The organism is Mycobacterium sp. IDUB_1, assembly GCF_055419625.1.
The window spans coordinates 1220195-1243805 of record NZ_JBVAYA010000001.1 but is presented as its reverse complement, the minus strand read 5'-3'; the positions used below and the strand labels follow the sequence as shown (position 1 = coordinate 1243805).

The following is a 23611-nucleotide window of genomic DNA, read 5'->3' as shown; positions in this document are numbered from 1 at the left end:
CGCACCACGTTAGCGCGCGCCCAGATACTCCAGTACCGCGTCAGCGGCCAGCTGCGGCTCCTCGATCTGGAGGAAGTGCCCTGCCGACGGGAGCGTGGTGACCGTGCTGCCGGCGGGCAGTACGTCGCGGACAGCCTCGGCGTAGTCGACCAGCATCGCGCCGTCCTGCACGCCTTGCAGATGCAGGATCGGCACGCGTGGCAGCTCGAAGCGCCAGCGGTGCAGGTCTGCGTAGCGCTCCTGCAGGGCACCCGGGCGGACGAGGGCTCGGTAGTACCCGAGCGCCGCGCGCCGGTGCGGCGCACTCGGCAGCGCGGCGAGCGCCGCGTCGAGCTCGGCGCTGGTGTCGAAACCAGCCGGGCCCCAGTCCTGCCAGAGCCTGCGGATGACGCGCGGCAGCACGCGCTCTGGCACGCGGGGCAGTTGGAAGAAAAGGATGTACCAGCTATTGCGCAGCTGACGGGGCAGTTGCCGGAGCTGCCGGGCGGCATCCCCGCGGGCCCGGTTCACGGCTCCGATCGGCGCGACCGCCATCGTGATGTGCTCGGCGAACGGCGACTCGGGGTACGCCGCGAACGCCGCCGCAGTGAATGCACCCCAGTCGTGGCCGATCACCACCGCGTCGTCGGGTGCCCCGAGTGCGCGATGGACCGCCAGTGCGTCGTGCATCAGCGCCCCGATGTGGTAGTCCCCGTCGGGAGCCGGGCCGGTGGGCGCGTACCCCCGCGAGAACGGCGCGACCACCCGCATGCCCCGCGCGGCGAGAAGCCGCGCGAATTTCTGCCAGCCCCACGCACTGTCGGGAAAGCCGTGCAGACACAGCACCAGCCGGCCGTCGTCAGGCCCCCACGCCAGCGCACTGACCTCCAGATGATCGAACTCGAAGGTCAGCCGCTGCGCGTCGGTCACATCTGGAAACTTACGCGGAAGACCTCAGGCGCTGGCCAACGCCCGCTGCTTGCTGAATTCCAGCGTGCCGTCGTCGATCTTGCTGGTGCGGATGACACGCAGATCCACGAGGTAGTTCTGCTTGAGCCGCCACGGCGCCTTCGATCCCGACTTCGGCAGGCGGTCGAGCGCACGCTTGATGTAGCCCGACGTCAGGTCGACGAACGGCAGTTCCTCGACATCGGGGGCGGGATCGCGCGGCACCACGGTGTCGTACCCGCGGGTGTCCATGTAGTGCAGCAGCCGGCTGACGTACTCGGAGGTGAGGTCGGCCTTGAGAGTCCACGACGCGTTGGTGTAGCCGAAGGTGAACGCCACGTTCGGCAGACCCGAGAGCATCAGACCCTTGTAGGCCACCGACTTCGACAGGTCCTGCGGTTCGCCGTTGCGCAGCACCTCGGCGCCGCCGAAGAACTGCACGTTCAATCCCGTTGCGGTGATGATGATGTCGGCCTTGAGCTGCTGACCCGACGCCAGCGCGATGCCGTCTTCGGTGAAGTGGTCGATCACGTCGGTGACGACGTCGGCCTTGCCCTTGCGGATCGTCTTGAACAGATCACCGTTGGGGGCCAGGCACACGCGCTGGTCCCACGGCTTGTAGTCGGGGGCGAAGTGCTTGTCGTAGTCGAAGCCGTCGGGCAGGCGACGTTCGGCCATGGTGCGCAACGCTTTCCGGAAGACGTTGGGCAGGGTGCGCGCGAGCTGGTACTGCGCGGTGGCCTGCAGGATCGCCTTCCAGCGCACCGCGGTGTAGGCGGCCTTCTCCGGCATCATCTTGTAAGCGCGCGCCGCGAACGGGTCCTTGTCGGGCAGGGACCCGATGTAGGTAGGGGTGCGCTGCAGCATCGTCACGTGGCCCGCGCCGCTGTCGACGAGAGCGGGGATCAGCGTGATCGCCGTGGCCCCGCTGCCGATCACGACGATGTTCTTGCCCTGGTAATCCAGGTCCTGAGGCCAGTGCTGCGGGTGGACGACGGTGCCGCCGAAGTCCTCGGCGCCGGCGAACTCCGGAGAGAACCCCTTGTCGTAGTTGTAGTAGCCGCTGCACGCCCACAGGAACCCGGTGTGCAGTTCGACCGTCTCGCCGTTGCGCTCGACGGTCAGCTCCCACCGGCTGTGCTCGTCGGACCAGTTGGCCGAGGTGACGCGCTGGCCGTAGCGGATGTGCTGGGCGATGCCGTTCTCGGTGGCCGCCTCGTTGAGGTAGTTCCAGATCGAGGGGCCGTCGGCGATCATCTGGTCGGTCGCCCACGGCTTGAAGTGGAAGCCGAGGGTGTACATGTCGGAATCCGACCGGATACCGGGGTACTTGAACAGGTCCCAGGTGCCGCCGAGCTGCTCACGCCGCTCGAGGATCACGTAGTTCTTGCCCGGGCAGTGTTCCTGCAGGTGCCATGCGGCGCTGATGCCGGAGATCCCGGCTCCGACGATGACGACGTCGACAAATTCGGTCATGATGTAAAGCTATCAACATCATGTCGATCTGGTCAACAGTGTGTCGAGAGATTCGACAACCTGTCGATCAGGCCGCGGCGAGCACCAGGTCCGCCACAGCGCGCATGCCCGCAGCGTTCGGGTGCAGCGGTGCGGGCCTGCGCGGAACCGGCCAGCCGAACCGGGTGGTCCACGGATCGGACGACCACGCGTGGTGCTCGCGGCTGGCCTCACCAGCCCTCACCAGGCCACACCCGGTGGCTGCGGCCGCCTCGGCGGTCAACCGCTCGAGCTCACCGGCGAGGTGGCGGCCCAGCGCCACATCGCGATCGCTCAGTGGTGGAGCGGCCTCGCCGGCAGGCGGCAGCAGCGTCAGGTAGTCGACGAACAGCACCGTCGCGCGGGGTGCGCGCTGTCGGACCATCTCCCCCACCTCCACGAGCGCGGCGCTGACCGCGTCGAGCGCCAGGTACCGCTCTGCCGGGTTCAGCAGACCCCGGAGCCGGCTGCCCAGCAGCGGGATCGCACGGCTCGCCCGGGGCAGGCCGGCGGCGAACAGCATCGGCACGTAGCCGACGTCGTTGCCGCCGATCGTGATCGTGACGAGCGCTTCGGTTCCGTCGAGCGCCTCGATCTGGGGAGGAGCCCCACGCTGGGGATCGGTCAGGATGTGCGCTGTCGTCGCCCCCGAATAGGTGACGTCGACGAGGTCGAACCCGCGGGCTTCGGCGACCACGTGTGCGTAGTTGCGGGCCGATCGTCCGGCGGCACGCGGCGTTCCCGGCACCCGCGGCTGGATTCCGGGGCCGGCAGCCATCGAACTGCCCAGCGCCACATACCTGCTCATAACGCCGGGCTGGAGGCCTGGGCCCAGAAGCGCTTCGGGATGCGACCGGCGCGGCGCGCCAGGTAGCCGGCCCGCACCGCCGCCGACATCGCCGCGGCCATCGCCGCCGGGTCGGCTGCCCGGGTGACCGCGGTGGCCAAGAGCACGGCGTCGCAGCCCAATTCCATCGCCAGCGTTGCATCGCTGGCCGTCCCGATGCCGGCGTCGAGGATGACGGGCACCGAGGCGCGGTCGACGATCATCTCGATGTGGTGCGGGTTGGCGATGCCGAGCCCCGTCCCGATCGGCGACCCGAGCGGCATGACCGCCGCGCAGCCGGTGTCCTCGAGCCGGCGGGCCAGCACCGGATCGTCGTTGGTGTAGGGCAGCACGACGAAGCCGTCGTCCACCAATTGCTCGGCGGCCCTGACCAATTCGATCGCATCCGGCAGCAGCGTCCGCTCGTCGGCGATGACCTCGAGCTTGACCCAGTCGGTCTGCAGCGCCTCGCGGGCCAGCTGTGCGGTCATCACCGCTTCGGCGGCGCCGCGGCAGCCCGCGGTGTTCGGCAGCGGGGTGATGCCCAACCGGGTGAGCAGGTCGAGCACCCCCGTGCCGCCGTCGGCGTCCACCCGCCGCATCGCCACGGTGGTCAGTTCGGTCTCCGACGCCACCAGCGCCTCCTCGAGCACCGCGAGATTGGCCGCTCCGCCAGTGCCCAGGATCAACCGCGACCCGAACTCTCGGCCGGCGATGTTCAGCGTGCCCGTCGTGCGCTCGACCACCTCAGCCACCTTGCACCGCCGTCACCACGTCGACCTTCGCTCCGTCGGTCAGCTCGACGTCCCACTGCGAGCGGGGGATCACCGACCAGTCGACCGCCACGGCGATGCCCTTCTCCGGGTAGCCGAGCCGGTCCAGCAGCGCGGCGACCGTGACCTCACCGTCGACCTCCACGGCCTTGTCGTTGACCGTCAGCTTCACGGCGTCACTCCTTCCAGTACGCGCAGTTCGGCGGCGATGGTCTCGGCCGTCCACGGCGCGAGCAGGAAACCCGACCGGCCGTGACCGGCGGCCACCAGGGTCCGCTCGTCGAGCCTGCCGACCAGCGGCACGTTGTCCTCTGTCATCGGGCGCAGGCCCGCCGCGCATTCGGCCAGCTCGTACTCCCCCAGCGCCGGCATCACCTCGCAGGCGTCGTCGAGCAGTTCCCGCACGCCCGTCACCGTCGGCGCGGTGTCGCGGCCGTGCTCGTACTGCGTGGCGCCCACCACCACTCCGTCGGCACGCGGCACCAGGTAGACCTGTCGGCCGTGCACCCGGGCCCGCACCACCCGCGACGGGATCGGCAGGCAGCCGCGACGCCAGCGCAGCCGCAGCACCTCGCCCTTCACCGGCCGGATCGGCAGGCCCGGCCACAGCGCAGGCGCGTCGATGCCATTGGCGATCACGACCGAGTCGGCGTCGCTCACCTCGGCCAGCGCGGTGACCGGCGGCGCCCACTCGACACCCAGACGCTCGCAATGCGCAGCCAGCCCGTCGACGACGGCCCGGTTGTCCACCGCGAGCTCGGTCTCGGCGATGAAGCCGTGCCGAATCGTCTGCGCGAGAAGGGGTTCGATGTCGCGGGCGGCGATGGTCGGCGTGACGGGGTGTCCCTGGGCCGACAGCCAGTCCCCCACGGTTCGCAGGTCGGCGGCGTCGCCGCGGTCCACCGCGACGACGAGCGACTCCCGGGCGGTGACCACCTCGGGCGGCAGACCGTCGAGGAAGCCGTCGTGCCAGAGCGCGAGCGAGGCCAGGCCGATCTGGAGCAGACGTTCCTCGCCGGGCCATCCCTCGCTGTGCGGGGCGAGCATGCCGCCGGCCACCCAGGAGGCGCCGGGGGTGCCGGTCCTGTGCACTCGCACCAGCCAGCCGTCCTGAGCGGCCCGGCGGGCGATCGCCAGGCCGATGACGCCGCCGCCGATGACGGCGAGCCGTTGGGGATGGGGGTTCACGACTGCTACTCCCTTCGCCGGCATGACCCGGATCAGGTGCGACGGTCAGAGCCGGCTGGCTCACTCTCAGTCCCCGAACCCGGGACTCCCGTGTGGACGGTGTTGTCGCCGTCCAGCCTACGTCGCGGGGACGCTACGGTTCGCAGTGTGCGTGACGCCCACCTGTACCTGTGCACCGACGCCCGCCGGGAGCGCGGCGATCTCGCGGAGTTCGCCGACGCCGCCCTGGCCGGCGGGGTCGACATCATCCAGCTGCGCGACAAGGGGTCGCCGGGAGAACGGCAGTTCGGTCCACTGGAGGCCCGCGACGAGCTGGCCGCGCTGGAGGTGCTCGCCGACGCCGCGCGCCGCCATGACGCACTGATCGCGGTCAACGACCGCGCCGACGTCGCGTACGCGGCGCATGCCGACGTGCTGCACCTCGGGCAGGACGACCTGCCGCTGCCGGTGGCCCGGCACATCTTCACCGGCACGGTCGGGCGCTCGACACACGACATCGACCAGGTGACGGCAGCCCTCGACGAGCCCGTCGACTACTTCTGTGTGGGCCCGTGCTGGCCGACGCCGACCAAACCCGGTCGGCCCGCGCCCGGCCTGGACCTGGTGCGCGCCACCGCGGCGCGCAATCCCGCCAAGCCGTGGTTCGCGATCGGCGGCATCGACGCCGACCGGCTGCCCGAGGTCCTCGAGGCCGGGGCGCGCCGCATCGTCGTCGTCCGCGCGATCACCGCCGCCGACGATCCGAGGGCCGCGGCGGCAGAGCTGAAGGCGGCACTCACCGCGGCGGGTTAGCCAGGGGCGGGAACCCCGCGGCGACCTCACGCAGGCGGTTCCAGCTGGCCGCGAATCCCGGGTGCAGCGGCAGGTCGGCCACCTCGTCCTCGGCCACCCAGCGCAGTTCGGCGCTCTCCCGGTTCGGCACGGTCTCGAGCAGCGCCTCGGCGTCGGCGATCACAGTGGTGTAGGACCAGCCGGACACCTCCGACGTGACCACAGTCGTGCGGACCACCACCTGCTCGGCGGGCAGACCGGCCTCTTCGTGGGCCTCGCGCATCGCGGCCTGCTCGGCCGTCTCGTGGCTGTCGCGGGCGCCTCCCGGCAGTCCCCACGTCCCACCCTGGTGGCTCCACGGCGCCCGGTGCTGCAGCAGCACCGCCAGCGATCCGTCCGAGAGCGGGGCCCGCAGGAGAAGACCGGCGGCACCGTGCCTGCCCCAGTAGGCGGTCCCGCCGGCTGATACCACCCACCCGTCACCGTCACCACGCACCCGTCCAGCTTAAGGAACCGGTTCCAGGCCCCATCACGATCAGCCACTGGCGAGTCGTGACCTCGAATCCGCACGCGTCGGCGGTGAATCTCTTAGAATTCCCTCAGAGATTTTGCACCGATAGAATTTCCACCGTCGTTGAGATCGAGACCGGGATGAGGTCCGCGCACACGTGACTGTCGAGTTGGCGCACCCGTCGACCGAGCCTCTTGCGTCGCGGTCACCGACGGTCACTGCCCACCCGCGGTGGTGGTTCCTGTGGACGACGCCGGGTCGCATCCTCACCATCGGGCTGATCCTGGCCACGCTCGTCATCGCCAGTGCCTTCGCCACGTCGACCACGATCAACGACCGCCAGCAAGCGCTCACCACAGTGCTGAACCGCACCGAACCTCTGTCCTTCGCCGCCGGCCAGCTCTACACCACGCTCTCGGTCGCCGACGCCGCCGCTGCCACCGCCTTCATCGCCGGGGCTGAACCGCGCGCCGTGCGACAGCGCTACGAGCAGGCCATCACCGACGCCGCGGTCGCCGTCGCCCGGGCCTCCAGCGGGCTCACCGACGAACCGTTGGTGCAGCTGCTCGGCCGGATCAACGCCCGGCTCGCCGTCTACACCGGGCTCGTCGAGACCGCCCGCACCAACAACCGGGCCGGCAACCCGGTCGGCTCGTCATACCTGTCCGAAGCGTCATCGCTGATGCAGCAGCAGATCCTGCCCGATGCCCAGCGGCTCTACGAACAGACCTCGGCGCGCGTCGACGCCGAGACCACCGCGTCGACCCGCATCCCCGGCCCGGTCATCCTGATCGTCGTCGGCACGCTGTTGTTCGGCGCGTTCGCCAACCGGTGGCTGGCCAAGCGGACGCGCCGCCGCGTGAACATCGGCTTCGTGGCCGGCGGGATGGCTGTTCTGATCATGCTGATCTGGGTGGGGACTGCGCTGATCATCTCGACCTCGGACAGCCGCAGCGCCAAGGAGACCGCGGCCGAGTCCCTCAAGACCGTCACCACCCTCGCGATCACCGCCCAGCAGGCCCGCGCCGACGAAACCCTGTCGCTGATCCGCCGCGGCGACGAGAACGTGCGCAAGCAGTCCTACTACCAACGCATCGATCAGATGCAGGAGCAGCTGGCCCGCTATCTGGGCACCGACAACTCCATCGACAAGACCAACCTGGCCGACGCCGACGCGCTGCTCAATCGGTGGCGTGCCGCCGACGACCGGATCACCGCCTACATCGCGGTCGGCAACTACCAGGCCGCCACGCAGGTCGCCCTCGGTGTCGGCGAGGACGATGCGACGCCGGCGTTCGACAAACTCGACGAGGCCCTGACCAACGGCATCGAGCAGAGCCGGGCCCAGCTGCGCAACGAGATCGTCAATGCGCGCCGGGTGCTCTCCGGCGCCACGGTCGGTGCCGCCGTGCTGTCGGTGATGGCCGCGATCGCGGTGGCGCTGGGCATCTGGCCGCGACTGAGCGAGTACAGGTGATGAGCGCTTGCGCGAAGATCCCGGCCGCCCTGCTGATGGCGGGGCTCCTGGCCGGGTGTGGCCAGAGCGCGCCGGTGGTGCCGACGCCGACGGTGACGCTCGCGCCGCCGTCCCCGTCGGGGATGGCCGAGCTGCCGCCCGGACCGGCCCAGCCGCCGTCACTGCCGGACGACCAGTGCGATCGCACGGCGAGCCTGCGCCCCTTCGACACCAAGGCCGAGGCCGACGCCGCGGTGGCCAACATCAAGGCGCGCGGCCGGCTGATCGTCGGACTGGACATCGGCAGCAACCTGTTCAGCTTCCGCGATCCGATCACCGGGGAGATCACCGGTTTCGACGTCGACATCGCCGGGGAGATCGCCCGCGACATCTTCGGCACCCCCTCACAGGTGGAGTACCGCATCCTGTCCTCGGCCGACCGCATCGCGGCGCTGCGCAACAACGAGGTCGACGTGGTGGTCAAGACCATGACGATCACGTGCGAGCGCAAAAAGCTGGTCAACTTCTCGACCGCGTACCTGACCGCCGATCAGCGAATCCTTGCTCCCCGCGACTCGACGATCCGCCGGGCGGCCGATCTGTCGGGCAAGCGGGTGTGCGTGGCCAAGGGCACGACATCGCTGCAGCGCATCCAGGAGATCGCGCCGCCGCCGATCATCGTCGGCGTGGTGACGTGGGCGGACTGCCTGGTGGCGCTGCAGCAACGTCAGGTCGACGCGGTGAGCACCGACAACTCGATCCTGGCCGGACTGGTGTCCCAGGATCCGTATCTACACATCGTCGGGCCGTCGATGAACGAGGAGCCCTACGGGATCGGGGTCAATCTCGACAACCCCGGCCTGGTCCGGTTCGTCAACGGGACACTGGAGCGCATCCGCCGCGACGGCACGTGGAACACGTTGTACCGCAAGTGGTTGACGGTGCTGGGTCCCGCGCCCTCACCGCCGGTGGCGAGGTATTCGGACTGATGACCGAGACCGACACCGGGGACGATCCCGGCACCCAACCCGCCTCGTTCGCCGATCTGGCCGAGCTGAGCGAGGACTCCATCTCCACGGTGCGGCCGATGGCCACCCAGGCGGTGTTCCGGCCCAACTTCGACGACGACGATGACGACTCGTCGTTCCGTTCGGGGTTCCACACCGGTGACACCGAGCCGCAGGACCAGGCGACGACGATGACACGCGCCCTCTCGCCCACGCGGCGGCTCGGCGGCGGTTTGGTCGAGATTCCTCGGGTGCCGGCGCGAGATCCGTTGACCGCGTTGATGACCGACCCGGTGGTCGCCGAGTCGAAGCGGTTCTGCTGGAACTGCGGCCGCCCGGTGGGCCGCTCCTCGAATGACGGCAAGGCGCTGTCGGAGGGGTGGTGCCCGCACTGCGGCAGCGCGTACTCGTTCCTGCCGCAGTTGGCGGCCGGTGACATCGTCGCCGACCAGTACGAGATCAAGGGGTGCATCGCCCACGGCGGTCTGGGCTGGGTGTACCTGGCGTTCGACAAGAACGTCAACGACCGGCCGGTGGTGCTCAAGGGCCTCGTGCATTCCGGCGATGCCGAGGCCCAGGCCATCGCGATGGCCGAACGCCAATTCCTGGCCCAGGTCACCCATCCCGGCATCGTGAAGATCTACAACTTCGTCGAGCACGAGGACAAGCACGGCAACCCGGTCGGCTACATCGTGATGGAGTACGTCGGCGGCACGTCGCTCAAGCAGGCCACCCACCTGAAGTCGAGCGAGCGGACCCGGCTGCCGGTCGCCGAGGCGATCGGCTTCATGCTCGAAATCCTGCCCGCGCTGGGCTACCTGCACTCCATCGGTCTGGTCTACAACGACCTCAAGCCCGAGAACATCATGGTCACCGAGGACCAGCTCAAGCTGATCGACCTCGGTGCGGTGTCACGCATCAATTCATTCGGTTACCTCTACGGCACACCGGGTTACCAGGCTCCCGAGATCGTCCGGACCGGGCCGACCGTGGCCACCGACATCTACACGGTGGGCCGCACGCTGGCGGCGTTGACGCTGCGGATGCGCACCCGCAAGGGCCGCTACGCCGACGGGCTGCCCGAGGACGACCCGGTGCTGACCGAGTACGACTCGTTCGGCCGGTTACTGCGCCGCGCCATCGACCCCGACCCGCGGCGCCGGTTCGTCAGCGCCGAGGAGATGTCGAGCCAGCTGATGGGTGTGCTGCGCGAAGTGGTGGCCCAGGACACCGGGCTGCCGCGGCCCGGCCTGTCCACCACGTTCAGCCGGTCCCGGTCGACCTTCGGAGTGGATCTGCTGGTCGCCCACACCGACGTCTATCTCGACGGCCAGGTCCACTCGGAGAAGCTGACCGCCCAGGAGATCGTGCGGGCCCTGCAGGTGCCGCTGGTCGATCCGACCGATGTCGGCGCGACGATCCTCAGCGCGACGGTGCTGAGTCAGCCTGTGCAGACGCTGGATTCGTTGCGGGCGGCGCGGCACGGCGCGCTGGACTCCGAGGGGATCGACCTGTCGGAGTCGATCGAGTTGCCACTGATGGAGGTCCGCGCACTGCTCGACCTCGGCGACGTCGCCAAGGCCACCCGCAAACTCGACGAGCTCGCCGAGCGGGTCGGCTGGCGGTGGCGGCTGCTCTGGTTCCGTGCCGTCGCCGCGCTACTGACCGCCGACTATGACTCGGCGACAAAGTATTTCACCGACGTGCTGGACACCCTGCCCGGTGAGCTCGCCCCGAAGCTGGCGCTGGCAGCGACCGCAGAGCTCGCCGGTAACGCCGACGAACAGAAGTTCTACAAGACCGTGTGGGGCACCGACAACGGTGTGATCTCCGCCGGGTTCGGGCTCGCGCGGGCCCAGTCGGCGGCCGGCGAACGCGAGGCCGCGGTGCGCACCCTCGACGAAGTGCCCGCCACGTCACGACATTTCACGACGGCCCGGCTGACGAGCGCGGTGACGCTGCTGTCCGGTCGATCCGCAGGGGAGATCACCGAGCAGCAGATCCGCGATGCGGCGCGCCGGGTCGAGGCACTGCCCGACACCGAGCCCCGGGTGCTGCAGATCCGCGCGCTGGTGCTGGGCACCGCGATGGACTGGCTGGCCGACCACACCGCGAGCACCAATCACATCCTCGGGTTCCCGTTCACCGAGCATGGGCTTGCGCTGGGTGTCGAGGCGTCGCTACGCAGCCTCGCCCGGGTGGCACCGACGCAGGCGCACCGGTACGCGCTGGTCGACCTCGCCAACAGCGTGCGGCCCATGTCGACCTTCTGACGACGAAATCCGTTGCCATAGCGTCTATACCTTTAGTTTCGCGGCGCAGCCACCTCGACCGATCGGCGAAAAATTATGGTCAACCTACGATATTCGTAGTATCGTCGGCGCCACGCTTTGAGACCTAGGGCTGCTTCCCCCCATCCCGGCATCCTCGCCCAGGGAGACCTCCATGAGCACACGGCGATGAGCACACAGCGCGTGTTCCGTCCTGACCCGACGTCCTTCGAGCTGCGCGAGGAACAGCATCGCGCGACCTTCTCGGCCTGCCAACTGCCGCCGCACACCGTGCTCGTCACCATCCACGGCGAGATCGACGCCGCCAACGCCACCGCGCTGGCTCACTACATCGAGAAGCGGCTCGGCCAGTCGCGCAAGCTGATTCTCGATCTGCAGACCGTGGAGTTCTTCGCCGCCTCTGGGTTCGCCGCGCTGACCCACATCGACGTGTTGTGCAGCCGCGCGGGTGTGCGGTGGTCACTGCTGGCGGGCTCGCACGTGCTGCGGCTGCTGCGGATCTGCGATCCGGACCGCGAGCTACCCGTCGCCGCCGGCTCCGCCAAGTACATCCGCACACGCCCGAGCAATCGCAAGCTCCTCGTCGGTCGGGATCACTAGCACCGTCGTCGCCGCGCCCGTCGCCGAGATCCGTCGCGCCGCCCTCGACGGGCTCTCATTGAGGTGCTCGTCCACTTCGATCCCGAACGCGGTGAGGCCCGAGAGCGCGTCGCGGCGCACCAGTGCGTCGTTCTCCCCCACCCCTGCGGTGAACGTGATGACATCGGCGGAGCCCAGCACTGCCAGGTAGGCGCCGATGTACTTGCGTAGGCGATGGATGTACACGTCGTAGGCCAGCCGTGCGGCCGCGTCGCCGGCGTCGACCCGCCGGTGCAGCTCGCGAAAGTCGATCTCCCCGCCCAGGCCGCGCACGCCCGACCGGCGGTTCAGCATGGTCTCGATGTCCTCGACGGACATCCCCGCCTCCCGCCACAGGTACATCACGATGCCGGCGTCGATGTCACCCGAGCGGGTGCCCATCACGAGCCCCTCCATCGGCGTCAGCCCCATCGACGTCTCGACCGGCCGGCCGCCGACGATCGCCGACGCCGAGGCGCCGTTGCCCAGGTGCAGCACGATCTGGCGCAGCGACGACAGTGGGACGTCGAGGTAGGAGGCGGCCTGCTCGCTGACGTACTGGTGCGAGGTGCCGTGGAAGCCGTAGCGCCGGATGTGCCACTGCCGCGCCACCTCGCCGTCGATCGCGTAGGTGGCCGCCTCGGGCGGCAGGTCGTGGAAGAACGCGGTGTCGAACACCGCGATGTGGGGCAGGTCGGGCAGGGCCGCGCGGGCGACCTCGATGCCGAGCAGTGCGGGCGGATTGTGCAGCGGCGCAAGCGCCGACAGCTGCTGCAGGCGATCGATCGTGCTGTCGTCGATGACGGTGGGGCGGTACAGGTCGGGGCCGCCGTGCACGACGCGGTGCCCCACGGCCACCAGACCGAGCTCGTCGAGGTGGTGGCCGTCGGAGGCGAGCGCGTCGAACACCACGTCGAGCGCGGCACGGTGATCGGGTACCTTCGCGTCGTCGCCGATGCGCTCGATGATCCCGTCGGCCACCGTCATCCCGGAATCTGGTTGCACGACGGAGTATTTCACCGACGACGAGCCCGAGTTGAGGACGAGAACGGTGTCGGTCATGTGGTCATGCCCTGCGCCTGGATGGCGGTGATCGCGACAGTGTTGACGATGTCTTCGACCAGTGCGCCGCGCGACAGATCGTTGACGGGCTTGTTCAGCCCCTGCAGCACCGGGCCGATCGCGATCGCGCCGGCGCTGCGTTGCACAGCCTTGTAGGTGTTGTTGCCGGTGTTGAGGTCGGGGAAGATCAGCACGGTCGCGCGCCCGGCGACCGCCGAGTCGGGCATCTTCGTGGCCGCGACCGACGGTTCGACCGCAGCGTCGTACTGGATCGGTCCCTCCACCAGCAGCTCAGGATCTCGTGTCCGGACCAATTCGGTTGCCTTCCTGACTTTTTCGACATCGGCACCGCTGCCGGAGGTACCGGTGGAATAGGACAGCATCGCCACGCGCGGTTCGATACCGAACTGCGCGGCAGTGCGGGCCGAGGAGAGCGCGATGTCGGCGAGCTGTTCGTCGGTGGGGTCGGGCACGATCGCGCAGTCTCCGTAGGCGAGCACCTCGTCGGCCAGACACATGAAGAAGATGCTCGACACCGTCGAGGTGTCGGGCAGCGTCTTGATGATCTCGAACGCCGGACGCACTGTGTGCGCGGTCGTGTGCCGGGCCCCGGAGACCATGCCGTCGACCATCTCGTTGTGCACCAGCATCGTGCCGAAATACGAGACGTCATGCATGGTTTCGCGGGCCCGCTCGACCGTCACACCCTTGTGCTTGCGCATCTCGGCGTACTGCTCGGCGAATCGGTCGCACAGTTCGCTGCGCTGCGGATCGAGGATGTCGGCGGCCGACAGGTCCACCCCCAGCTCCGCCGCGCGCGCCCGCACCTGCTGCTCGTCGCCGAGGATGGTGAGGTCGGCGACGTTGCGCTTGAGTAGCCGTCCGGCGGCCTGCAGGATGCGGTCGTCGTCCCCCTCCGGCAGCACGATGCGCCGCCGGTCACTGCGGGCCTGGTCGAGAAGCTGATGGGTGAACATCTGCGGGGTGACCACCGACGGGATCGGAATGGTCAAGCGGGCCAGCAGGTCCGCGGTGTCGACGTAGGTGTCCATCAGGGCGAGCGCCGTGTCGACCTTGCGGGGCGACTCGGTGGTCACGCGGCCGCGGGTCGCCGCGACGCGGCTGGCGGTCTCGAAAGTGCCGAACCGCGTCTGCAGGATCGGCACCCGCAGGCCCAGTCCGCTGACCAGCGCGTCGATCGCCGGATGCAGTGGCAGCCCGCCGTTGAGGATGACGCAGGACAGCGACGGAAACCCTTCGGCCGCATGGGCACTGAGCACGGCCAGCACCACGTCGGAGCGGTCGCCGGGGGTGATCACCGCGACACCCTCGGTCAGCCGTTCCAGCACGTGCTCGGCGGTCATGCCCGCCACCAGGACGTCCTCTGCCTCGCGAACCAGCAGCGCATGGTCACCCTTGACCATCGAACCCTCGACGGCGGTCTGCAGTTCTGCCACCGAGGGCGCCACCAGCAGGGGCTCCTCGGGCAGCACGTAGCTCGGTGGCTGCAGGTCGGCGAGTGCGTCGGCGACCTGGCCGAGCTGTGCGGGGTCGCACCGGTTGACCACGACGGCCGCGGTGTGCGCGTGCTGCGCGGCGATCTCGTCGATGCACAGCCCGGCGGCCTGGGCGACCTGTTCGGGCGTCCTGCCGAGCCCTCTGATCGCGAGGACGACCGGGGCGCCGAGGTTGGCGGCGATGCGTGCGTTGGTCGACAGTTCGCTGGGAGTGGCGACATCGGTGTAGTCGCTGCCGACGATCAGCACGGCGTCGCAGCTGTCAGCGACGTGGTGGAACCGGTCCACGATGTCGGCGAGCGCGCCGTCGGGATCGTCGTGCAGCTGCTGATAACTCACCCCGACGCATTCCTCGTAGGGCAGGCCGGCCGTGGTGTGGGTCAACAGCAGCTCGAGGATGTAGTCGCGACCCTCGCTGATTCGGGTGATCGGCCGGAAGACCCCGACCCGGGCGACGGTCGCCGCGAGCCGGTGCAGGATGCCCAGCGCGATGGTCGATTTTCCGGTGTCCCCTTCGGGGGAGGCGACGTAGATCGCTCTTGCTGTCCGAGAAGCGTCAGGCACAGCAAAAGCCTGCCCGATCCCAGGCGCGATGGCCAGCGACACGGATTACGGAACCGCAGGGATCGAATTTACTCGACGGTAAGTTGTCGAAGTTTGCTGAACATGATTCACTGCGTACAACGCGCTGACAGAGACGTTAATTAGCTTTCTCAATGGCATCGCTGAAATTGCACGGTCCGGATGTTTTTCGACAGCGCTACATCGACTGGGGGTCTCATGTCCGTTCTGGACCTGCGGAGCACGACGGCGCTCACCACGCTGCCCGGCACACGTAAGGGGGCCATCGAGACCGCCGGGCTCAGCCCGTACCTGGTCCGCATGCTCGCCGCCACCGCACTCGCAGCCGCGGGGTGGACACCGCTCTACCTGGCGATACTCCGCGATCTGCCGGGCGGGTCACGCTGCACGTACCTGCTGGCCGTCCCGGTCCTGCTGACGGTCCTCGCCGCCGGGTACCGGACCCCGCCCTGTGGCGTCGGCGACGCCGAGTCGGACTGGATCGTCGCAGTCCTCCTCGGCGTCGCCGGCGTCACGGGGATCGTCGTCCTCTCCGATCGGCTACCGACGCTGGCCGCACTCTGGCGCCTGCCCGCACTCAGTGGCGTGATCTGGTTCGCGTGTGTGCTGACTGTGCTGTTCGGAGTCCGTCACGTGGTGCGGATGTGGGCCGTCTGGGTGTTCGCGCTGGCCGTCACCACCCCGCTGCCCTTCCTGCTGGTCACCGCGGAACTGGGTGGCAGCGACCGCGCGGCGGTCGTCGTTTCTGCCGGGATCGGTGCGGCAGCGGTCGCGCTCGGGACGCCGCGGGCACCGCGACGCGTGCGCACGGTCGCGACCCTGACCTGCCTGTGCATCGGCCTGCTGATCGCGTGGGTGGCACCGCACGGAGAGCTGATCGCCGCGATTCTGGTCACCGGTGTGCTGCCCGTCCTGACCATGCTGGTCGTTCGCAGAACGAATGCGCCTGTCGCGCAGTCGTTTCCCCTGCCGAAGCGGTCCGCGCCGGCCATGGCGATCCTGGCGTTCCTGGCCGCGGCGCTGCCACTGCTGAGCGTGCCGGCCACGCCGACGCGGGCCGCCACCACCATCTCGGTGGACCCCGCCTGGGTCGGGCGGACGGCTTGGGGGACGCCGCGCAGCTACCCGTTCATCACGCGCTACCTCGGCCCGGACAGCACGCTGCAGCGGTACTCGATCCTGCCGGTCGACGGGATGCCCGCCGCGGCCGTCGACGTGATGAGCACGCCCGACGCCGGTGCCCTGAGCGATGTCGCCGACGCGGTCTGGTACCCGTCGGCGCGGCCCCTGGACTACCGCCCCGCGGCGGACTCCCTGCCCGCCGGCGCGCGTCTCCTACACAGCAATGCCGACGCCGTCACCACCGGCGCAGAGGCGCCCTGGTACGCCGTGACCTGGACATGGGCCAGCGGATCGCTGTACCAGCGGATCACCGTGATCGTGAGCCAGTCACTGACCGGCACGGTGCCGCCGCCGGCGCCCGCGCCCCTGTCGCTGCCGGCCACGTCGGTGCGCCCGCTGATGTGGCTGGCGCGTCAGCAGCCCGACGACACCGGGCAGATCGACGAACTGGTCCTCGCACGGGCGCGGGACCTGGTGGCCCTGGTGACGGCGGCCGCGCATGTCTGAACGCCTGGCCGCTCATCTGTCGGCCCGCACGCTGCTGGGCCCCCGCACGCTGACCCGCGCCGGCCTGGCGGTCGTGCCTGTCGTGGCCGCGACCCTCTGCTGGCCGCATCTGATTCTGCCGGCGGTCACCGCGCTGGTGGCCCTGCTCTACTTGATCTCCAGCCTGGACCGGAACCTGCTTCTCCTGAAGGGCCTGCACGCCTCCGCCCTGATCCGCATCGACGCCGACGAGGCGCTGGCGATCCCGGACGACGAGCTGCCCGTCTACACCGTCCTGCTGCCGGTCTACGACGAGCCCTCGATCGTGACCAACCTGATCAACGGCGTCGGCAAGCTGGACTACCCGGCCGAGCGGCTCGAGATCCTGCTCCTGGTCGAAGAAGACGACATCGCCACGCAGACAGCACTTCTGGACGCGGACCTGACCTCGGTGCGCGTGGTGATCGTGCCGCACAGCCAACCCAAGACCAAGCCCAAGGCCTGCAACTACGGCATGTCGCTGCCGGATCTGCGGGGTGAACTGCTGACGATCTACGACGCCGAGGACGTTCCCGATCCACTGCAATTGCGCCGTGCCGCCGTGGCTTTCCGGCAACTGCCGGCCGACATCGGATGTCTGCAGGCACGGCTGGGCTACTTCAACGAACGACAGAACCTGCTCACCCGGTTCTTCTCCCTCGAATACGATCAGTGGTTCGGCGTGGTGCTGCCCGCGGTCGAGCAGGCGCGGTGCGTGGTGCCCCTCGGTGGCACGTCGAACCACATGCGCGCCTCGGTCTGGCGGGAGATCGGTGGCTGGGACGAGTTCAACGTCACCGAGGACGCCGATCTCGGTGTGCGGTTGGCCCGGCACGGCTACCGGACGCTGATCCTGGATTCGATCACGTTGGAAGAGGCCAACTCCGACGTCGTCAACTGGATTCGCCAGCGATCCCGCTGGTACAAGGGATACCTGCAGACGATGCTCGTTGCCCTGCGCGATCCCGTCGGACTGCATCGCACGATCGGCACCAAAGCCACCCTGCGCCTGATCAACATGACCGGTGGCGTTCCGATCACGAGTGCGGTGAACATCGCATTCTGGTTCGCGCTGCTGGTCTGGGTGCTGGGAAGGCCGCCGTTCATCGAGGTGCTGTTCCCGCCGCTCACCTACTACGTGTGCCTGACGCTGTTCCTCATCGGTTCCCCGCTGTCGGTCTACTCCGGTGTGATCGTCACGCGGGCGCTCGGCAAACCGCACCTCGCCTGGGCCGCCCTGCTGACCCCGCTCTACTGGGTGCTGCAGTCCATCGCGGCACTGAAAGCGATCTACCAGTTGATTTTTCGGCCGTCGTTCTGGGAGAAGACGGTCCACGGACTCAGCCACCCCCACTCCACCCCCCTGGAAGGTTCCGATCGATGACGCTCTCTCTCGCCCGCCTCGCCACGGCGCTGGTAGTGACGGCCAGCCTCGCCGTCCTCCCCGCGGTGACACCCGCTGCTGCCGACCCGTACGTCGAAGCGGTGGCCGGACCGTCGGTGACCCCGGCGATCGGCTGGGCGCAGCTCGGACTCTCCGATCGGATGGACATCGTCGGCGCGAATCTGCCTGCGGACACGTCGGTTCCGGTGCCGACCGGGGTCAGCCCGACGGTCCTCACCGGTGAAGTGGGTTCCATCGTGAACGTCACCGACGGGCGCGTCGACGTGCTCGACGGCCGCGGTGTCGTGCTCGGCGTCATCCCGCTGCCTGCAGGCGCGGTCAGCGTTCCGTTCACGATCGACACCTCGGCCGCCCAGGTGGTCGACGGGCGGGCGAAGCTGAGTTTCGTCGTCCGCGACTCCGGGCCCGCGGCGACGCTGTGCACGCAACCGCCCGCAGTCACGCTGAGCCGCCTGGCCACCACGTTCTCCGGACCCGCGCCGGATCCCACCAGCGTCGCTGGGTTCCTCCCGGGCTACCTCGACCACGTGGTGATCCGCGTCGACGGGGAGCCGTCACCCGCAGCCCAGCAGGCCGCGCTCGATCTGGTCGCCAAGCTCACCCGGCTCTACCGGCCCATGCCGGTCCGTATCGACGTGACCACCGGGGAGGAGCCCGGTGTCGTCTCGCTGCAGTCACTCTCGGGCACCACCCGGGTGATCGACATCCGGGACGGCGGCCGGCCCGGCATCACGGTCGAGAACCCGGGCACGCCGGCGGCCGTCCTCGCGATCACCGGCACCGGCGAGCAGCTCACCACGCAGGTCGGTCTGTTCACCGACCGCCGGATCGGCCTGGCGCAGGGCAACTCCGCGATGCTCGTCTCGAGCCGGGAAGCCTCCGACGTGTCCTCGACCATGAAGACATTCGGCCAGCTCGGCATCGCGGCGCAGACCTCGGTGGCCGGAACCACCACGCTCTACACCGGTTTCGATGTCGCCGCGTTCGGCGTCGGCGAGATCAACGGCGCCGCGGTACACCTCAAGGCCCACTACACCCCGGTCGTCGGCGGGGAGGGATCGGTGCTGGTGCGCTCGGGTGACACCGTGCTCGCCACCCACAGCCTCGACGGCTCAGGAACCCTCGACATCACCGGCGACATCCCCGCCGAGGCGATCACCAGCAACGTCGGCCTCGCCATGGAGCTGCGCTACATCCCCCGCCAGGACTGCCCGCCGCTGAACGATCGCGTCACGTTCTCGATCGATCCACAGTCCACGGTGACGGTGAAACCGGGCGCAGGCAACCGCGGCGGCTTCCCCGCTCTGCCGATGGCGTTCACTCCGAACTTCGACGTCGCGATCGACAGCCCGCAGCATCTGCGCTATGCCGCGGCCGCGCTGAACCTGATCGCCCAGCAGACACAGATCACGCTGCGGCCCAGGGTCACTCAACTCTCCGACGCGGCGTCCTCGGGCTCGAGCGCGCTCGTGGTCAGCGGTGGTCGCGAGCTGGCCGACGCCGGGATGCATCCGCCGCTGCTGCCCGGTGCCGCCGACACCGTGGACGTCGGCGCCGCCGGTACCTCCGCCGCCAGTACGTCGGTTGATCTGCACGCACCGCTGGGCATGGTCCAGGCCTTCACCGACCGCGGTCGCTCGGTGGTCGCAGTCACCGGCACGGGTGACTGGACGCTGGTCGACGCGACCCTCGATCATGTGCGGGGACTGCCGAACCGGTGGGGATCGCTCACCGGTGACGTCGTGGCCACCGGGATCGCCGGTGAGACGGTGACGCTGTCGGTCAACGAAGGGGACTCGATGCCCCATCAGCCCGCGCCGGGAGTCGGATGGCAGTGGTGGGCCTGGGCGAGCATCGCCGCCGTCGGTACCGCTGCCGTGGCCGCCGCCGCGACTGTGCTGATCCGCCGCCGCCGCGCGTGAACCCGTCGCGACGGTGGCCCGGCGTCGCACTGTTCGGCACGCTCTGTCTCCTCTACGTCGTCGTCGGATCAGTTCTGGTGTTGCGCTACAACATCTTCGAACCGGACGCCCCGAACCGGGTGGCCAACGCCGGCTTCGCGCTGCAATCCCGGCACCCACACCTGTCGGCGATCGGCTTCGTGTGGAATCCCCTCCCCAGCCTGGTGGAGCTGCCGCTGGTGTGGGTGAGCCAGTGGCCCGGACTGTCCGTGCTGAAGCATGCCGGCCTCGCCGGGGTGGTCCAGAGCGCGCTGTTCATGTCCGGGGCGGCGCTGATGGTCCGGCGGATCGCGTTCGACGTCGAGGTGTCCACGCTGTGGCGGCGCGTCGCCACCGCCGGCTTCGCGCTGCATCCGATGATCGTCATCTACGGCGCCTCGGGGTTGAGCGAGGCTGCGCAGATGTTCTGCCTGCTGTGGTGCGTGCGCTACCTGATGCGCTGGTGCACGAGTCGGTGGGTGGGCGATCTCGGCTGGGCCGGAATGGCTTTGGGGGTGGGCTATCTCGCGCGCTACGAGGTCATCCCCGCCGCTGCGGCGGCGGTGGCGCTGGTCGCCGTGATGACGTGGCGGCGATCCGACCGAGAGATCCGGTGGTCGGCCACCGCGGCCGACGTGGTGATCGTCGCCTTCCCCGTCGTGACAGCGTTTTTCGCGTGGGCTATCACGGGCTGGATCATCAACGACGAGTTCTTCGCGACGATGTCCTCCCAATACGGCAACGCGAGCCAGGTCGCAGGCCGGCTCGCCCGCGGTACGGCCGACGCGGGGGCGCAGTGGTCGGTCGTCGCATCCCGCCTCTTCGGCATGCAGCCGCTGATCGGGATCGCCGTCGCGGTGGCCGTGGTGGTCGCCGTGGCCCGCAGGAGGGCCGCACCGCTCGTGCCGGTCGTCGTGTTCGGTGCCACCCTCACGTTCGCCGCAGTGGCACAACATGATTCGTTGACTTTCGGATGGTTCCGGTTCTACCTGCTGGCCATCCCGATGGTGATCTGCGTCGCCCTGGCCTGCTGGCAGAAGCAGACCGCGGTCCGGGCGGTGGCTGCCGCGCTCGTGGCGGCGTCAGTGGTGGTGGCCATCCCGATCACCACGCCGGTGATCGTCGACCAGGACATCGCCTACGGGCAGCTCGAGGCCGGCTTCCCGTCGCTGATCGACCCCGAAGCCCATCCCCCGGGCGAAGATCCGGCCCGCCGCCGGCTGCTCAGCGAGCGACGCCTGGCGCAGTGGTTCGACAGCATGGATCTGCCGGAGGGCTCGGTGCTGATGGACACGTTCCTCACCTGGGGCATCTGGCTCTCCTCGGAGCATCCGAAGCAGTTCGTGATCACCAGCGACTACGACTTCACCGCCGCGCTGAACCGCCCGTGGGACTTCGGGATTCGCTACATCGTCGCCACCAATCCCGAACGCAACGTGCCGGATGCACTGAACCGACGCTACCCGTCGCTGTGGGGTGACGGCGCCGGAATCGCCGCGCTCGGCTACACCACCGACGGCCCCACCTCCGACGAGATGTTCCGGGTGTACCGGACCACCGGCCGGCCATTGTCGCCGGCCATGTCACCGGTCATGTCGCCGACTCAGCTCGACGTCATGTCGACCGGCACGCTCACGGTGGCCACCAAACCCAGGTGATCGGTGCCCGCCACGTCCACCGTCGACACCGACGTCGCATCGGCGTTCTTGGTCAGGATGTGGTCGATGCCGAGAAGTGCCGGCGCGACACGATTCTGTGGGTACGTGCGCAGCAACCCACCCCCGGCGACGGCGTTGGAGTACCCGCCGGTGAGCAACGCCCGAAACGGCGCCATGTCCGCGGTCGCGTTGAAGTCACCCGCGACGACCACGGCGCCTGCTCCCGCGGCGCGGCCCGTCTCGACCAGCGTGTCCGGCAGGCGCGCGATGTCGCCGCGCCAATGGCTGATGTCCTGCGGCCAGGGCGCGGCCAGATGCACCGACAGCACGGTCGCATCGACGACCACGCCCGGGATTCGGACGCGGGCACCGATCATCGGCAGTGAGTACCCATCGATGCGACCGGAATTCACGATCGGGTAGCGGCTCCAGACCCCGATGCCGGAAGCCAGCTGGGCGGGCGCGATCACCCGATACGGGAAGGCGACGTCCATGCCCGCGCCGGACAGCCCGGCGGCCGCCTGCGGCGTCATCTCCTGCACGGCGACGATGTCGGCCCGTTCGCTCGCGAGGGTGACGAACGCCTGCGGATCCGCCTGTCCCATGGCCAGATTGGTGGTGAGCACGCGGACGTCGACGTCGTGCCGAGCAGGAGCCGCCGGTGCCTGGTACCGGGGCAGGTACACCACCACGGCGGCCGCGGTCAGCGCGACGGCCAGGATGACCAGAAACCAGCGTCGACCGAGCAGGAGCAGCACGGCGGCGATCGGGGCCGCGAGCAGCAGGTAGGGCGCCGCCGCGGCGACGATCAGGAGCGGCTGGTTGGACAGCGGAAGATAGCGGGCGGCCATGCCGGCCGCGGCGACGACGAGGCCGAGCAGGCCGAGCACCGCCGCGAGGACGCGGATCATCCCAGGCGGCGCAACCGCGGTTCGAGATCGCGCTGGAACAACTCCAGGAAGCGCTTCTGGTCGTGTCCGGGGGCGTGGAACACCAAATGGTTGAGGCCCCACCCGACGTAGTCCTTGACCTTATCCACGGCCTCGTCGGGATCGGAGGCGACGATCCAGCGCTTGGCGACCTGCTCGATCGGCAGCTCGTCGGCGGCCTTCTCCATCTCCATCGGATCGTCGATCGAGTGCTTCTGCTCCGCTGTCAGCGACAGCGGCGCCCAGAAGCGGGTGTTCTCCAGCGCCGCCTCGGGATCGGTGTCGTAGGAGATCTTGATCTCGATCATGCGGTCGACGTCGTCGGGGTTCTTGCCCGCGGCCTCCGCACCTTCGCGCATCGCGGGGATCAGCTTGTCCTTGTAGAGCTCCTCGCCCTTGCCCGAGGTGCAGATGAAACCGTCCCCGGCGCGGCCCGCGTACTTGGCCACCTGCGGTCCGCCGGCGGCGATGTAGATCGGGATGCCGCCCTCGGGCACGTCGTAGATGGAGGCGCCCTTGGTCTTGTAGTACTCGCCGTCGAAGTCCACCCGGTCGCCGAGCCACAGTTCCCGCATCAGCCGCACCGACTCACGCAGCCGGGCGTAGCGCTCTTTGAACTCGGGCCACTCCCCCTCGTAGCCGGTGGCGATCTCGTTGAGCGCCTCGCCGGTGCCGACGCCGAGGAAGATGCGGTCGGGGTACAGGCAGCCCATCGTGGCGAAAGCCTGTGCGATGACGGCCGGGTTGTAGCGGAACGTCGGGGTGAGCACCGACGTGCCGAGCACGATCCGCTTCGTGCGCTCGCCGACGGCAGTCATCCAGGCCAGCGAGAACGGGGCGTGCCCGCCTTCGTGGCGCCACGGCTGAAAGTGGTCGCTGACGGTGGCGCTGTCCATGCCGTGTTCCTCGGCCAGCACCGCGAGTTCGACGAGTTCGCGGGGCGCGAACTGCTCCGCCGACGCCTTGTAGCCCAGTTTCAGTTCAGCCATACATATGTTTCTACACTCGC

Annotated in this window: 20 protein-coding genes and 1 riboswitch; of the genes, 9 read left to right on the top strand and 11 right to left on the bottom strand. The window is 69.2% G+C overall.

What is annotated here, in order from left to right; genetic code table 11:
• Positions 1 to 9: 9 nt before the first annotated feature.
• The 6 genes from ACZYYX_RS06245 to thiO all read right to left on the bottom strand — a co-directional run bounded on the left by ACZYYX_RS06245 (position 10) and on the right by thiO (position 5208).
• Positions 10 to 909: an alpha/beta fold hydrolase gene (locus tag ACZYYX_RS06245; RefSeq protein WP_463813563.1), complete on the bottom strand. Its 900-nt coding sequence runs from the start codon at positions 907 to 909 to the stop codon at positions 10 to 12.
• Between the two features lie 24 nt (positions 910 to 933).
• Complete coding sequence (locus tag ACZYYX_RS06240) at positions 934 to 2403, bottom strand: flavin-containing monooxygenase (protein ID WP_463813562.1); 1470 nt, start codon at positions 2401 to 2403, stop codon at positions 934 to 936.
• 67 nt (positions 2404 to 2470) lie between these two features.
• Complete coding sequence (locus ACZYYX_RS06235) at positions 2471 to 3229, bottom strand: SGNH/GDSL hydrolase family protein (RefSeq protein WP_463813561.1); 759 nt, start codon at positions 3227 to 3229, stop codon at positions 2471 to 2473.
• A complete protein-coding gene (thiG, locus tag ACZYYX_RS06230; protein ID WP_463814824.1) occupies positions 3226 to 3969 on the bottom strand; it encodes a thiazole synthase in 744 nt (247 codons plus the stop codon). Before thiG ends, ACZYYX_RS06235 begins: the two co-directional genes overlap by 4 nt.
• Before the next feature lie 25 nt (positions 3970 to 3994).
• A complete protein-coding gene (thiS, locus tag ACZYYX_RS06225; RefSeq protein ID WP_463813560.1) occupies positions 3995 to 4192 on the bottom strand; it encodes a sulfur carrier protein ThiS in 198 nt (65 codons plus the stop codon).
• Complete coding sequence (gene thiO / locus ACZYYX_RS06220; protein ID WP_463813559.1) at positions 4189 to 5208, bottom strand: glycine oxidase ThiO; 1020 nt, start codon at positions 5206 to 5208, stop codon at positions 4189 to 4191. Before thiO ends, thiS begins: the two co-directional genes overlap by 4 nt.
• Positions 5201 to 5310, bottom strand: a riboswitch (TPP riboswitch). Its footprint overlaps the gene before it by 8 nt.
• A gap of 45 nt (positions 5311 to 5355) precedes the next feature.
• Here thiO and thiE point away from each other — a divergent pair.
• Positions 5356 to 6000: a thiamine phosphate synthase gene (thiE, locus tag ACZYYX_RS06215; protein WP_463813558.1), complete on the top strand. Its 645-nt coding sequence runs from the start codon at positions 5356 to 5358 to the stop codon at positions 5998 to 6000.
• Here the strand turns inward: thiE and ACZYYX_RS06210 are convergent.
• A complete protein-coding gene (locus ACZYYX_RS06210) occupies positions 5984 to 6475 on the bottom strand; it encodes an NUDIX hydrolase (protein ID WP_463813557.1) in 492 nt (163 codons plus the stop codon). The genes thiE and ACZYYX_RS06210 overlap by 17 nt on opposite strands.
• A gap of 172 nt (positions 6476 to 6647) precedes the next feature.
• Between ACZYYX_RS06210 and glnX the strand changes: the two genes are divergently transcribed.
• The 4 genes from glnX to ACZYYX_RS06190 all read left to right on the top strand — a co-directional run bounded on the left by glnX (position 6648) and on the right by ACZYYX_RS06190 (position 11844).
• Positions 6648 to 7967, top strand: a complete 1320-nt coding sequence (gene glnX / locus ACZYYX_RS06205) for a protein kinase G-activating protein GlnX (protein WP_463813556.1) — start codon at positions 6648 to 6650, stop codon at positions 7965 to 7967.
• A complete protein-coding gene (locus ACZYYX_RS06200) occupies positions 7967 to 8935 on the top strand; it encodes a glutamate ABC transporter substrate-binding protein (protein WP_463813555.1) in 969 nt (322 codons plus the stop codon). Before glnX ends, ACZYYX_RS06200 begins: the two co-directional genes overlap by 1 nt.
• A complete protein-coding gene (locus tag ACZYYX_RS06195) occupies positions 8935 to 11226 on the top strand; it encodes a serine/threonine-protein kinase PknG (protein WP_463813554.1) in 2292 nt (763 codons plus the stop codon). Before ACZYYX_RS06200 ends, ACZYYX_RS06195 begins: the two co-directional genes overlap by 1 nt.
• A 186-nt stretch (positions 11227 to 11412) precedes the next feature.
• A complete protein-coding gene (locus ACZYYX_RS06190) occupies positions 11413 to 11844 on the top strand; it encodes an STAS domain-containing protein (protein WP_463813553.1) in 432 nt (143 codons plus the stop codon).
• Here the strand turns inward: ACZYYX_RS06190 and ACZYYX_RS06185 are convergent.
• Together ACZYYX_RS06185 and pta are read right to left on the bottom strand one after the other, a co-directional pair.
• Entirely contained in the window at positions 11764 to 12924 is a 1161-nt protein-coding gene (locus ACZYYX_RS06185; protein WP_463813552.1) for an acetate kinase, read from the bottom strand. The two genes, ACZYYX_RS06190 and ACZYYX_RS06185, sit on opposite strands and share 81 nt — an antisense overlap.
• The gene (gene pta / locus ACZYYX_RS06180) at positions 12921 to 15005 is read right to left on the bottom strand and encodes a phosphate acetyltransferase (protein ID WP_463813551.1); all 2085 of its coding nucleotides are present in this window, start codon (positions 15003 to 15005) and stop codon (positions 12921 to 12923) included. Before pta ends, ACZYYX_RS06185 begins: the two co-directional genes overlap by 4 nt.
• A 216-nt stretch (positions 15006 to 15221) precedes the next feature.
• On the opposite strand from pta, the gene ACZYYX_RS06175 reads away from it, so the two are divergent.
• From ACZYYX_RS06175 to ACZYYX_RS06160, 4 genes are read left to right on the top strand one after another with little or no spacing between them, the layout of a single operon-like run.
• The gene (locus tag ACZYYX_RS06175; RefSeq protein ID WP_463813550.1) at positions 15222 to 16652 is read left to right on the top strand and encodes a hypothetical protein; all 1431 of its coding nucleotides are present in this window, start codon (positions 15222 to 15224) and stop codon (positions 16650 to 16652) included.
• Positions 16645 to 18054, top strand: a complete 1410-nt coding sequence (locus ACZYYX_RS06170) for a glycosyltransferase family 2 protein (protein ID WP_463813549.1) — start codon at positions 16645 to 16647, stop codon at positions 18052 to 18054. Before ACZYYX_RS06175 ends, ACZYYX_RS06170 begins: the two co-directional genes overlap by 8 nt.
• On the top strand, positions 18051 to 19997 hold the full coding sequence (locus ACZYYX_RS06165) for a hypothetical protein (RefSeq protein ID WP_463813548.1): 1947 nt from the start codon (positions 18051 to 18053) through the stop codon (positions 19995 to 19997). Before ACZYYX_RS06170 ends, ACZYYX_RS06165 begins: the two co-directional genes overlap by 4 nt.
• Positions 19904 to 21673 (top strand): hypothetical protein, encoded by a 1770-nt coding sequence (locus ACZYYX_RS06160; protein WP_463813547.1) that lies wholly within the window; start codon positions 19904 to 19906, stop codon positions 21671 to 21673. Before ACZYYX_RS06165 ends, ACZYYX_RS06160 begins: the two co-directional genes overlap by 94 nt.
• Here the strand turns inward: ACZYYX_RS06160 and ACZYYX_RS06155 are convergent.
• Both ACZYYX_RS06155 and fgd read right to left on the bottom strand, forming a co-directional pair.
• Positions 21619 to 22584, bottom strand: coding sequence for an endonuclease/exonuclease/phosphatase family protein (locus ACZYYX_RS06155; protein WP_463813546.1), 966 nt, complete (start codon positions 22582 to 22584; stop codon positions 21619 to 21621). The genes ACZYYX_RS06160 and ACZYYX_RS06155 overlap by 55 nt on opposite strands.
• Positions 22581 to 23591: a glucose-6-phosphate dehydrogenase (coenzyme-F420) gene (fgd, locus tag ACZYYX_RS06150; RefSeq protein WP_463813545.1), complete on the bottom strand. Its 1011-nt coding sequence runs from the start codon at positions 23589 to 23591 to the stop codon at positions 22581 to 22583. The genes ACZYYX_RS06155 and fgd overlap by 4 nt, the downstream gene beginning before the upstream one ends.
• Between the last annotated feature and the right edge of the window lie 20 nt (positions 23592 to 23611).

Bases quoted from the DNA above. Each gene is read 5' to 3' on its own strand.
- ACZYYX_RS06240 (WP_463813562.1), bottom strand. From the start codon at position 2,403: ATGACCGAATTTGTCGACGTCGTCATCGTCGGAGCCGGGATCTCCGGC.
- ACZYYX_RS06235 (WP_463813561.1), bottom strand. From the start codon at position 3,229: ATGAGCAGGTATGTGGCGCTGGGCAGTTCGATGGCTGCCGGCCCCGGA.
- ACZYYX_RS06200 (WP_463813555.1), top strand. From the start codon at position 7,967: ATGAGCGCTTGCGCGAAGATCCCGGCCGCCCTGCTGATGGCGGGGCTC.
- ACZYYX_RS06195 (WP_463813554.1), top strand. From the start codon at position 8,935: ATGACCGAGACCGACACCGGGGACGATCCCGGCACCCAACCCGCCTCG.
- ACZYYX_RS06190 (WP_463813553.1), top strand. From the start codon at position 11,413: ATGAGCACACAGCGCGTGTTCCGTCCTGACCCGACGTCCTTCGAGCTG.
- ACZYYX_RS06185 (WP_463813552.1), bottom strand. From the start codon at position 12,924: ATGACCGACACCGTTCTCGTCCTCAACTCGGGCTCGTCGTCGGTGAAA.
- ACZYYX_RS06175 (WP_463813550.1), top strand. From the start codon at position 15,222: ATGTCCGTTCTGGACCTGCGGAGCACGACGGCGCTCACCACGCTGCCC.
- ACZYYX_RS06170 (WP_463813549.1), top strand. From the start codon at position 16,645: ATGTCTGAACGCCTGGCCGCTCATCTGTCGGCCCGCACGCTGCTGGGC.
- ACZYYX_RS06165 (WP_463813548.1), top strand. From the start codon at position 18,051: ATGACGCTCTCTCTCGCCCGCCTCGCCACGGCGCTGGTAGTGACGGCC.
- ACZYYX_RS06160 (WP_463813547.1), top strand. From the start codon at position 19,904: ATGGCAGTGGTGGGCCTGGGCGAGCATCGCCGCCGTCGGTACCGCTGC.
- ACZYYX_RS06155 (WP_463813546.1), bottom strand. From the start codon at position 22,584: ATGATCCGCGTCCTCGCGGCGGTGCTCGGCCTGCTCGGCCTCGTCGTC.
- fgd (WP_463813545.1), bottom strand. From the start codon at position 23,591: ATGGCTGAACTGAAACTGGGCTACAAGGCGTCGGCGGAGCAGTTCGCG.